This window comes from Bacteroides sp. 519 (assembly GCF_010500955.1).
Taxonomy (GTDB): domain Bacteria; phylum Bacteroidota; class Bacteroidia; order Bacteroidales; family Bacteroidaceae; genus Bacteroides.
In genome coordinates, this window is the sequence record NZ_QVMJ01000018.1 from 1 (window position 1) to 12,142 (window position 12,142).

Genomic DNA, 12,142 nt, shown 5'->3' on the forward strand with positions numbered 1-12,142 from the left:
ATATAGTTCTGAGGCTTGCATAAAATATTATATAAAAATTAAATGCAAAGATACAGAACAAGGAAAAGACAATATAGGCGACAAAGCGGAGACGCTTACCTTCGAATGGTACTTATGTTTTACTTTTCGACGAAACATCATAAGTTAAACAACTGGCTATTAGTATGTTATTGCAGTTATGATACTTATGACAGTTTTTTGGGCATAAACTTCCTGTGGGCTGAATTCACCTCACTCTCTCTGTCCAAATCTTCCTGACAGGCATAAAGAAGCGTCCCAGTAAAGATATATCTTCTGTGATAATATCTGCTTGCGCCTGCATACCTGGTAAGTAAGGGAGTTCTTTTTTGTAAGTAGTAACCAATCCATTGGGCAATTCTATTTCTATAGTATAACAATCAATTCCCTGACTGTTTTTAACCGGCACCATAGATATGTTCTTGAGTTTGCCTTTGATAATACCATATTCGTTATCGGGAAAATTAACAAAACGGATATTTACTTTTTGTCCTACCTTTACCTTGCCCGAACGGTCTAAAGGCATTTCGGCTTTACCTATAATCTCTTTATTATCGCCGGGAACTATTGTAAAAACAATATCACCGGCTGTTACATTTTGGTTCTCGGTCCAGTAATTGGTAAAAGTAACACTTCCGGCTATTGGGGCAATAAGGGCGTAATTCAATTCCCAACTTTGTATTTCCATTAAGAGTTGGGCTATGTAGGTTTTCAGTTGTGTTTCTAACTGGTTCTTCCTGTCGTGATACTGGTACTCGGTATCTAACAGGCTTTCTTTCATCTGGGTTATTTGCAATTCGGTATTCTGAATGGTGGCTTGAATGTTTTCGAGCGAAAGTGAACCCTGCAAGTATTGATTGCGGGTGGTTTCGAACGACTCGGGCGATATTACCCCGCGTTCCATCAAAATAGAGTCGCGCTTATATTGATTACTGTTTAACTGAAACTGCTCGTCGACAATCTTTTTTTGTCCTACTATATTTTCATAGTATCCTTGATACTGACTGATTTTAGCTTGCATAAAATCAATCTTCTGATCGTAATATTTTAAACGCTTAAACTCGCGGTAATCAAAAAGAGTGATATAAAAACTAGAGTAAAGAGATTGCATAGAACCCAGTTTAAGGTCTTTGGAGGGTAATACAATGGTGGTATCTATGTTTTCACTGAACACTTCAATGTATTGTTTCAGTTTTTGGATATCTTCTCGTGCGGCCGGATTTTCAATAACAGCCAGATAATCGCCGGGCTTTACCTCCTGCTTATCAACAACATCCAGCTTTTGGATTTTTCCCGAAGAGCGGGCTATCAACGAAGTGGCAGGAGTGGTACTGGTAAGGGTCATCGATGTAGATATTATGTCGGGATATTTAAACACAGCGCTTCCTATAAGTATAACCAAAACAAAAATACCTATGATTGTTATGCCCATCCTTAGTATCCACGAGGGTACACTACCCAATATTTCCTGAAACTCCTCGCTGCGAAGTTCTATCTTATTTATATCTTTATCTTTTTGTTGCATCATATTCATATTCATAAAATATTATTTAGAACATGTTCTAAATTTATCATAAAGCAAACTAACTCCCCAGTTCCAGTTGGTTCTTTACCAATGTATAATAAGCTCCTTTTTTATTTGTTAGTTCCCGGTGGGTTCCTTCTTCAACAATTTGCCCTTTATCCATGACTATAATTTTATGTGCATTTTGTACGGTGCTTAAACGGTGAGCTACAATAACCACTGTTTTGCCTTTATAGAAACTGTCCAGGTTATCGAGTATTATCCGTTCGTTTTGAGCATCGAGTGCATTGGTAGCCTCATCGAAGAATAAAAAATCCGGGTTTTTATATACGGCACGGGCTATAAGCATGCGCTGCCGTTGCCCCTGACTGATACCGTTTCCTTCCATCCCTATTTTGGTATTGTACTTTAACGGCAGAGACTCTATAAACTCTTTAATGTTAGCAACTTCAACAGCATGCAGTAAACGTTCTTTATCAACAATATCCTCGCCCACTGCTATGTTATTGGCTATACTATCAGAAAAAATAAAACCATCCTGCATTACCGCACCCGATTTTTGCCGCCATAAATGAGGGTTAATATCATCAATCGGTATATCTTTTACACGTATTTTGCCTTTGTTAGGACCATAGAATCCAAGAAGTAGTTTTATCAGTGTGGTTTTTCCGCTACCACTGGCTCCTACTATGGCGGTTATTTTATTTCCGGGTATCGTTAAGTTGATGCCGTTTAACACATAATCTCTTTCGGCCCCGTCGTAACTAAAATAAACATCTTCCAAAAAGATGGTTTTATCATCGGGTATCGCATTTATTTTAGAGTCTATGGTTTCTTCTTCGTCTTCTTTGTTATGAATTTCGTTTAAACGTTCCAAACTTATTTTGGCATCTTGTGCTGCCTGCACAAAACCAATAACCTGACCAATGGGGCCGGATAGTTGCCCAATGATGTAACTTACAGACATCATCATACCCAAGGTCATGTTTCCTTCTATTACCGATCGGGCGGCTATAAAAGAGATAAACAGGGAAGTAGTTTGGTTAAAAAACACCGATCCCATTTGCTGGTATTGACCTAATGCTAAACCTTTGATGCTTATTTTAAAGAGTTTTACTTGTATCCGCTCCCATTTCCAGCGTTGTTGCTTTTCGCAATTATTGAGTTTTATTTCCTGCATGCCGGTTACTATCTGCACCAGGTTACTTTGTTCGGCCGCAGCTTGCGAAAACCGGGCCATATCCAGTTTACGACGATAACGCAGGAAGAGTAATATCCATGCAATATACAGGACGTTGCCTAGCAAAAACACACCCAATATGGTAACATTGTAATAAGCCAAGATGATGGCAAAGATGATGAAGTTTACAAACGAGAATAATGTCATCAGGGTAGAACCTGTCAGGAACGACTTTATACGATCGTTATCGCCGATTCTCTGCATAATATCTCCTACATTTTTTGTATCGAAGAAACGAACCGGCAATTTCATTAGTTTGGAGAGGAAATCGGATATCAGCGAGATGCTGATTCGGCTGTTAACATGCAAAGTAATCCAGTTGCGGATAAACTCTACGGCTAATTGGGTGATAAACAGAAAAAGTTGGGCTATTAATACCAAGGTTATAAAACCTAACTCATTATTAGCTATACCTTGGTCAACAACGGCTTGTGTAAGAAAAGGAAAGATGAGTGATAGGATGCTTCCTACAAATAAACCGATAATAAGCTGTATAATCTGCGACCTGTAGGGACGAAGATAACGCAGGAAGTATGTTATGCTTTTAGCAGAATTCTCCAGTCCATCGTCGTGCGAATAAAATTCGGGAGTGGGTTCCAATAGTAAGGCAGTTCCGGTATCTTCTCCACCCGTCCGGGTGCTGATCCAGCATTTAAGGAACTGGGCTTTATTTAGTGTGTACTTCTCGCCTGCCGGATCGGATATTTTAATTTCGTAATCACCTTTTTTCTTCTTTATACTGTAACAAACCACAAAATGATTCATGTTCCAGTGAAGAATACAGGGTAGAGGTTTTTCTTCAACAAGTTGATTGAATGTTATTTTAACACCGCTGGTACGGAATCCTATCATCTCGGCAGCATCGCTGATACCCAACATGGATACTCCTTCACGGGTTATAAAACTTTTCTCCCGCAAATACTGGATACTATAGCTGCGGCCATAATATTTAGCGAGCATTCGCAAACATGTGGGGCCGCAGTCCATGGCATCTAATTGCCGGTAATTGGGAAATTTCATCATTTGTTTTTCATCTTTATATTAGGTAACTAATTTTATACAAATATAAAGATTTAACTAGATTACTAACAAGTATACCTTGGTTTTCTACAAACTTATTTCAACCAATAAAGAACTGCACTTAAAGTTGTTGTCCTATTCAATCAATTCGGTAATTTCTGTTTCGTATTTATCATAGTGTGAAGCCATTCTATCAGCATTACAACTATATAATAGGGTAGAGATATAAAAGTACAATAGTCAACAAATGGATAGGGAGCAATATTTAGCGTGCCTGTTTTCTGATAAAAAGGGTATCAATAAGTGAATAATATGTGATTAGGAAAGCAGGAATGGAAAATGGAAAGTCAAAAATTACAATGCCGCCGCATGGTAATTTTCAATTCTCCATTCTCCATTTTTAATTTATTTATATTCCTGCCAGCTCTTTATCGCAATATCTTCAAGCTTTAACTCGCAGAATGATTCGATAAATGCACTAGCCAAACGGGCGTTGGTTATCAATGGAATATTATGATCTATCGCACCGCGACGTATTTTGTATCCGTTGGTTAACTCGCGTTTGGTATGGTTCTTCGGAATATTCACAATCAGGTCGAACTTGTGTTCTGCAATCATACGCATTACATTGTTTTCTGCATCGGATTTTTCATCCGGCCAGTAAACAGCAGTTGCGTGTACACCATGTGCATTCAAGAATGCGGCAGTTCCGGCAGTTGCATATATGTCGTAACCTTTGGCATGTAGCATACGGCTTGCATCCAGCAAATCTACTTTCGATTTCATAGCACCCGACGACAGCATAACGCCTTTCTTAGGAATCACAAATCCGGTTGCAATCATTGCAGTTAACAATGCTTCGGGGAAATCATCACCTACACAACCAACTTCACCAGTCGACGACATGTCAACACCCAGAATAGGGTCGGCTTTTTGCAGACGTGAGAACGAGAACTGAGAAGCTTTTACCCCAATTCTGTCAATATCGAAGGCCGATTTATCCGGACGGCTGTATGGAGCATCCAACATAATCCGGGTAGCAGTTTCAATAAAGTTGCGTTTCAACACTTTCGATACAAACGGGAAGCTGCGCGAAGCACGAAGGTTACACTCAATTACCTTCACCTCGTTGTTACGTGCAAGGAACTGGATATTGAATGGTCCTGAAATATTTAACTCTTTCGCAATCTGACGAGAGATCTTCTTGATGCGGCGTGCAGTGGCGAAATAAATCTTCTGAGCAGGGAATACCAGTGTAGCATCGCCCGAGTGAACACCAGCAAATTCAATATGCTCGCTGATGGCATATTCTACTACTTCACCATTTTGTGCTACTGCGTCGAACTCAATCTCTTTGGTATTTTCAAGGAATTGAGATACTACCACAGGATACTCTTTCGATATGTTGGCAGCCATAGTAAGGAAGTTAACCAACTCTTCATCGTCATAGCAAACATTCATTGCGGCACCTGACAGTACATACGACGGACGCACCAGTACCGGATAACCAACTTTGTCGATGAAAGCTTTTATATCATCCATATTAGTAAGTTCCTGCCATGCAGGTTGGTCAATTTCCAGTTGGTCGAGCATGGCCGAGAACTTGTTACGGTTTTCAGCACGGTCGATCGATACAGGCGAAGTACCCAGAATTGGCACCGACTGCCTGTGAAGTTTCATTGCCAGGTTGTTAGGAATCTGTCCACCCATAGATACTATAACACCGCGGGGTTGTTCAAGATCAATAACATCCAGTACACGCTCAAACGAAAGTTCATCAAAGTACAAACGGTCGCACATATCGTAGTCCGTAGATACGGTTTCCGGATTATAATTAATCATGATTGATTTATAACCCAGTTTACGTGCTGTTTGAACTGCATTAACCGAACACCAGTCGAACTCTACCGAGCTACCAATGCGGTAAGCACCCGAACCAAGAACTACAACCGATTTTTCGTTGATATAGTAGTTTACATCATAACCCTGTGTAGCATAAGTTAAGTACAAGTAGTTAGTAAGTTCCGGATCTTCCGAGGCAACAGTGTTGATGCGCTTAACCGAAGGAAGAATACCCAATTCTTTACGACGGGCACGTACTGCCAGATTTTCTTTTTCCATATTACCCTCGGGTTTCAATACAAAACGGGCAATCTGGAAATCGGAGAAACCAAAAACTTTAGCCTGGCGCAATACCTCTGCCGGAATTTCTTCCAATGAGTTATAAGCCGAAAGTTTTATTTTATAATCAACAATGTTTTTAAGTTTTTCAAGGAACCAAACAGAGATCTTTGTCAGGTCGTGAATACGCTCAATGGTATATCCTTTCTCCATGGCCGAAGCTATTGCAAATACACGAAGATCGGTAGGGTATTCCAGTTCGCGATCAAGGTCTTCGAATTCAAGATCATCGTTACCAACAAATCCGTGCATTCCCTGGCCAATCATACGCAAACCTTTCTGGATAATTTCTTCAAAGCTGCGACCGATAGACATGATTTCGCCTACTGATTTCATGCTCGAACCAATTTCGCGCGATACACCGGCAAACTTGGTAAGGTCCCAACGGGGAATCTTACAAATCAGGTAATCTAGTTCAGGAGCAACATAAGCAGAGTTTGGAGTTCCCATTTCGCCAATCTGATCCAGTGTGTATCCTAAAGCCAGTTTTGCAGCAACAAATGCCAGTGGGTATCCGGTAGCTTTCGATGCCAGAGCCGACGAACGGCTTAAGCGGGCATTGATTTCGATTACGCGGTAATCTCTGGTAACAGAGTCATAAGCATATTGAATATTACACTCGCCCACAATATCAAGGTGACGCACACACTTAGTGGCAATGTCCTGTAACATTTTAACCTCATCAGGTTCTAACGAACAGGTTGGAGCAACTACAATTGACTCTCCTGTATGAATACCCAACGGGTCGAAGTTTTCCATGCTTGCCACTGTAAAACAATGGTCGTTAGCGTCGCGGATTACTTCAAACTCAATCTCTTTCCAGCCTTTCAGTGATTCTTCAACCAATATCTGAGGTGCAAAGGTAAAGGCACTCTCTGCCAGCGGAATAAATTCTTCTCTGTTTTTGCAGATACCGCTTCCCAATCCGCCAAGCACGTATGCCGAGCGTGTCATGATGGGGAAACCAATTTCCTCAGCAGCCTTCAATGCATCTTCCATTGTGTTTACTGCTTGGCTTACAGGAGTTTTAATTCCTATTTCGGTAAGCTTCTTCACAAACAGGTCACGGTCTTCTGTATTCATGATTGCTTCTACCGAAGTACCCAGAACTTCTACACCATATTTCTGAAGTGTTCCGCTTAGGTAAAGTTCTGTTCCGCAGTTAAGAGCGGTTTGTCCACCAAAGGCAAGTAAAATACCATCAGGTTTTTCTTTTTTGATGATTTCTTCAACAAAATAAGTTGTTACAGGCAGAAAATACACAGTGTCGGCTATGCCTTCCGATGTTTGGATAGTAGCAATATTGGGATTAACCAATACCGAGTAGATACCTTCTTCTTTCAAAGCTTTTAGTGCTTGTGAACCCGAATAGTCAAACTCTCCGGCCTGACCGATTTTTAAGGCTCCTGAACCTAGAACCAAAACTTTCTTTAAATTCTTCTTCATGATCAATATATGGTTGTTTTTATGTTTGCCAGACAAAAAAAAAGCGTTATCCTTTGGAAAAGGATTAACGCATTTTGTCGTAATAGCTGTATCTTTTGTTTCTTTTTATTGTCTGCTGGTTCATGCCGGCTTAAAATTTGTGCAAAGTAACGACTTATTTTTGAATATATCAAAGAATTAGGTTTAATTATTCAAGAATAGAAGGATGGGAGTATCCGGGTGATATCATTCCAAGCTAAATCCCGAAAAAAAGAAAAAGATGCGATAATAAAAGAATTAAGAGAATTCATATAGTTTAAATTCTTATATCGAATTCATATTAATGTAAATTCAATTTTAGAATTTCCAATCTTTTTGATTAAATTTGCCTGAAATTTAAAGTAATATTTTATGGAAACAGTTGTTAGCGGTATTCGGCCCACGGGTAATCTGCACTTAGGGAATTATTTTGGAGCAGTGAAAAGCTTCATACAGATGCAAAATGAATTTAATTGTTATTTTTTCATTGCAGACTGGCACTCCCTGACTACACGCCCAAAGCCAGAGGATATTGTTAGAAGCGCAAGAACTATTTTGGCAGAATATCTTGCTTGTGGAATTGATCCCGAAAAGGCCACTATATATATTCAAAGTGATGTAAAAGAGGTTTTGGAATTATACCTCTATTTAAATATGAATGCATACCTTGGCGAGTTGGAACGCACTACTACTTTTAAAGAAAAAGCACGTCAGCAACCCAATAATGTAAATGCCGGACTACTTACCTATCCAACATTGATGGCTGCCGATATCCTTATTCATAAAGCAGTGAAAGTTCCTGTTGGAAAAGATCAGGAGCAGAACATGGAAATGGCCCGTCACTTTGCCCGTCGTTTTAATAATATGTACGAGGTAGAGATGTTTCCCGAACCGGCTTCTTTCTCATTCACTAGCAAAGCAGTAAAAATACCCGGACTGGATGGATCTGGTAAAATGGGTAAATCGGATGGCAATTGCATCTATCTGAACGAAGATGAAAAGAGCATCCGCAAGAAAGTAATGAAGGCTGTAACCGACTCGGGCCCAACAGAACCAAACAGCGAAAAGCCCGAAGTTATTGAAAACCTGTTTACATTCCTCGATATCGTATCAACCAAAGAAACTTACGATTACTTCAACGAAAAATGGAACGATTGTTCCATCCGATACGGTGATCTTAAGAAACAGCTTGCCGAAGATGTTGTTGCTTTCAATGCACCTATCCGCGAAAGGATTGAAGAGTATATGAGCAATACCGCACTGCTGGATAAAATAGCATTGCAGGGAGCAGAGAAGGCACGCGAAAGTGCAGCAAAGACACTTAAAGAAGTACGGGAAATTATCGGATTCAGATAATTTATTAGACACAGACGGCGCGGATTACGCGGATTTTAAAAACACGGATTTATTATTTGTATTGTATGCGTGTATTGAAATCCGTGTAATCCTCCGTGTAATTCGTGTCGAAAAAAAAGCATTCACAATGTATATTAACCAAATAACAAACAAATGAAAAAACTAGTTTTAATTTTACTAACTATATTTGTTTATGCTATGGTGCAGGCACAGATTGCGCCATCACCTAACCTAACCGAAGCAGAAGCAGATAATCTTCGTGCAGAATTTCAACAAAAAAGTCAGGAGAAGAATTATCAGGCAGCAATGGAAAAAGCGGTACAAGTAAACGAAGCTTTTTTGCAACAAAAAAGATTCAAAGAAGCCGCTAGTATTTGTTACCAGATGGACCAACTGATAAACGAAAGTGAAAAGAAAGCCGGCAAAGCTAATTTTGAGTTCCGTTTTATGGTTGCCAACTCTCGCTTACGTTTATACACCCGTGAAGGGAAACCGGAAAGCAGCAAGCACAACTTGGGAGCGTTACAGTATTGCATGAGTCAATTAAAAGATGAATCGCGTAGAGACGAAATGCTGCTAAGCGAGGCCGAATATTACAGTAAATTCGACATGCCCGGCAAAAGCCTTGAACGTTACAAAGAATTGCTTCGGAGATGCGTAACTAACAGTACCGAAGATACACGCGAGGATTGTTATAAGAACATGCTTGGCTATGCCGAACGCAATAAGATAACTCCATTAACCAAAACAGTTCAGGAGCAGTACACCACTTGGCAAGACTCTATTAAAATGGTAAGAGCAGCACGCGAATTGGAAACTTTGCAGCAGAATCACCAAACACTTCAACAGGACTTGCAGGAAAAAGAGAAAACAATCAGCAACAATAAAATAATTACTATTGGTTTGTGGACGGTGATTGTTATTTTAATAGCTGCTTTGGTATTCTTCCTTATTTTTGTTTTAAGGAATATCTATCAAATCCGTAAACTAAAAAACAGTTTAAAGATTGCCAACGAAAGTAATGCGCAGAAGTCGCACTTTATCAGCAACATCAATACACAGATTACACCTTCGCTGGATAATATGGAAAGTGCAATCGCCCGTTCTTCGTCGGCAACAGTTCTTGAAGATAATATAGTTTCATTGCGAAAGAGGATTGCCGATATGCAAACCTATATATCTTTAGAAGAAACCCGCGAAGAATCGTACCCTATAAGCAATGTGGATATTAAGTTGCTTTGCGAAAACATAATGATCAAAGCAAAATCCGGTTTTCGGGTTGGTATAGAAGATGCTGTTGCTGTGCCACGTGTTAATGTAAAAACCAATGCCGAAGCCCTTGATCAGGTATTGTCTTATTTATTAGAACGTGCTGCCTTTTATACTGAAAGCGGTAAAATATCTCTCGAATTCAAAAAAAGAAATGCTCGCACCGGACAGTTTATCATTACCGATACAGGTGCCACTATCGATCCGGAAAAACAGGAAGAACTCTTCAAGCCTTTTGGTGAAGATCCTGATGCTCCACAATTCGATTGGTTGCTCCCAATTTGTCAGCTGATGGCATATAAACTAAATGGAACATTGAAAGTAGATACTGAATATAAAAAGGGTACAAGGTTTGTATTGGACTTGTGCTCGTAATTAATTGAAAATTGAAAATTGAGAATTGAAAATTACCATACGGTATTAGGATTCTCAATTTTCAATTCTCAATTCTCAATTTAATAACTTGGAAGAGTTTACCCTTTTTAACCGCATAAAGCAACGAGACAGAAACGCCTTCGATGCCCTGTTTCGTAAATACTATACTTCCTTATGTCGCTTTTCTCTAATCATCTGCCAATCACAGAAAGATGCCGAAGAAAGTGTTCAGGACATGTTTGTTAATCTTTGGGAGAAGGCTCCTTTATTGCAGATAGAAACCTCAGTTAAAGCTTATCTCTATACATCAACTCGCAACTACACCCTGAATACTATAAATAAACAACAAACAGAGTTACGTTATTTAAACGAATACACAGAGTTGATGAACAATGAGGAGGCAGACCAGAAAATATCATCCGAAGAAATCTCTATCCTGATACAACAAGGAGTAAATACCTTACCCGATAAATGTCGTGAAATCTTTGTTCTTTGCAAACAGGAAGGACTCACTTACGATGAAATAGCCACTTACCTGAATATATCCGAGAAAACAGTTGAGAATCAAATGGGCATCGCCCTACGTAAACTACGGGAATATTTAATGCCCAGGTTCCAGAGAATATTACTTGTTTTATTTTTCTATCTCTTTTTTTAGGGGTATTGAATCCGAGCATTGTCCAATCAATATAAACCAATTCTTTATGAATAATATTCCATACGAACTCATAGCCCGTTATCTCGCCGGAGAATGTAACGATGATGAAAAAGCCCAACTCCACAACTGGAGTTCGCAGCATCCGGAATTGATGGATGAACTCACAAGAATATGGCAAGAAACACCATCCGAAAACTTTAATCCGGATATTGAGCAGGCATTGCAAACAGTCGGCCGCCGGATTGATGCAAAAAGTAAACCCCAGTTGCGGAAACTTATACTGTGGTTTAGTAGCGCAGCAGCCGTTATACTTATTGCAATAGGCATAATTACCTTTTGGAATGTCGACTCTTCCCCAACAACTCCCGTTACGGATTTACTTACTTTACAATCAGATACCGGAATTGTTGAATATACTTTGCCCGATGGCAGTAAGGTATGGCTTAATGCTTCTTCGTTTTTGCAATATCCCGAAGCATTTACTGGTAATACCCGCGAGGTACACCTGGATGGTGAGGCTTTTTTCGATATAGCTCCCAATGCCGATAAACCTTTTATAATACACGCCAACAACACCCTGACCCGCGTAGTGGGCACATCTTTTGCTGTTAGAGCAATAAAAGATGAAAGCGAAGTTGTGGTTACTGTATCTACCGGAGTGATAAACTTTTCGGCCGAAGGCGAAACCGAACACCTGGAACTGCGCCCCGGCGAACAAGGCGTATGCATTACCGAAGAAAAGAAACTGGCAAAGAATACCGACCCTGATCCCAACACAATGGCATGGAAAACCAAAGTATTGGTATTTAAACATACCCCAGTAACAGAAGTTGCACAGTTACTCGAAAATGTGTATCATACTCCGGTTGAGGCAGATGCTTCTGTTGCTAACCTTCAACTGAATGCCACTTACGAGCAATTAACCCTGGAAGAAATTATCGAGGTAATTGAAATTTCATTGGGTATTAAAGCAGAATGGAGTGAGAGGGGGTATCTGATTAGAAAGTAGATAAAGATTATAAAGGTTATAGAGATT

At 39.8% G+C, this 12,142-nt stretch carries 7 protein-coding genes; 4 read left to right on the forward strand and 3 right to left on the reverse strand.

What is annotated here, in order from left to right; translation table 11 throughout:
• Window positions 1-226: 226 nt before the first annotated feature.
• From D0T85_RS14835 to carB, 3 genes are all read right to left on the reverse strand, one after another.
• Window positions 227-1,558, reverse strand: coding sequence for an HlyD family secretion protein (locus D0T85_RS14835; RefSeq protein WP_239060735.1), 1,332 nt, complete (start codon window positions 1,556-1,558; stop codon window positions 227-229).
• Between the two features lie 43 nt (window positions 1,559-1,601).
• Window positions 1,602-3,806 (reverse strand): peptidase domain-containing ABC transporter, encoded by a 2,205-nt coding sequence (locus D0T85_RS14840; RefSeq protein ID WP_163214310.1) that lies wholly within the window; start codon window positions 3,804-3,806, stop codon window positions 1,602-1,604.
• 402 nt (window positions 3,807-4,208) lie between these two features.
• Window positions 4,209-7,430 (reverse strand): carbamoyl-phosphate synthase (glutamine-hydrolyzing) large subunit, encoded by a 3,222-nt coding sequence (gene carB, locus D0T85_RS14845; RefSeq protein WP_163214311.1) that lies wholly within the window; start codon window positions 7,428-7,430, stop codon window positions 4,209-4,211.
• A 390-nt stretch (window positions 7,431-7,820) separates the two neighbouring features.
• On the opposite strand from carB, the gene trpS reads away from it, so the two are divergent.
• The 4 genes from trpS to D0T85_RS14865 all read left to right on the forward strand — a co-directional run bounded on the left by trpS (window position 7,821) and on the right by D0T85_RS14865 (window position 12,115).
• A complete protein-coding gene (gene trpS / locus D0T85_RS14850; RefSeq protein ID WP_163214312.1) occupies window positions 7,821-8,804 on the forward strand; it encodes a tryptophan--tRNA ligase in 984 nt (327 codons plus the stop codon).
• A gap of 153 nt (window positions 8,805-8,957) precedes the next feature.
• Complete coding sequence (locus tag D0T85_RS14855) at window positions 8,958-10,448, forward strand: HAMP domain-containing sensor histidine kinase (RefSeq protein WP_163214313.1); 1,491 nt, start codon at window positions 8,958-8,960, stop codon at window positions 10,446-10,448.
• Window positions 10,449-10,536: 88 nt separating this feature from the next.
• On the forward strand, window positions 10,537-11,106 hold the full coding sequence (locus tag D0T85_RS14860; protein WP_163214314.1) for an RNA polymerase sigma-70 factor: 570 nt from the start codon (window positions 10,537-10,539) through the stop codon (window positions 11,104-11,106).
• Between the two features lie 46 nt (window positions 11,107-11,152).
• The gene (locus D0T85_RS14865; protein ID WP_163214315.1) at window positions 11,153-12,115 is read left to right on the forward strand and encodes a FecR family protein; all 963 of its coding nucleotides are present in this window, start codon (window positions 11,153-11,155) and stop codon (window positions 12,113-12,115) included.
• Window positions 12,116-12,142 lie beyond the last annotated feature (27 nt).

Coding starts and splice junctions, on each gene's coding strand:
- carB (WP_163214311.1), bottom strand. CDS start 7,430: ATGAAGAAGAATTTAAAGAAAGTTTTGGTTCTAGGTTCAGGAGCCTTA.
- D0T85_RS14835 (WP_239060735.1), bottom strand. CDS start 1,558: ATGAATATGAATATGATGCAACAAAAAGATAAAGATATAAATAAGATA.
- D0T85_RS14840 (WP_163214310.1), bottom strand. CDS start 3,806: ATGATGAAATTTCCCAATTACCGGCAATTAGATGCCATGGACTGCGGC.
- D0T85_RS14855 (WP_163214313.1), top strand. CDS start 8,958: ATGAAAAAACTAGTTTTAATTTTACTAACTATATTTGTTTATGCTATG.
- trpS (WP_163214312.1), top strand. CDS start 7,821: ATGGAAACAGTTGTTAGCGGTATTCGGCCCACGGGTAATCTGCACTTA.
- D0T85_RS14865 (WP_163214315.1), top strand. CDS start 11,153: ATGAATAATATTCCATACGAACTCATAGCCCGTTATCTCGCCGGAGAA.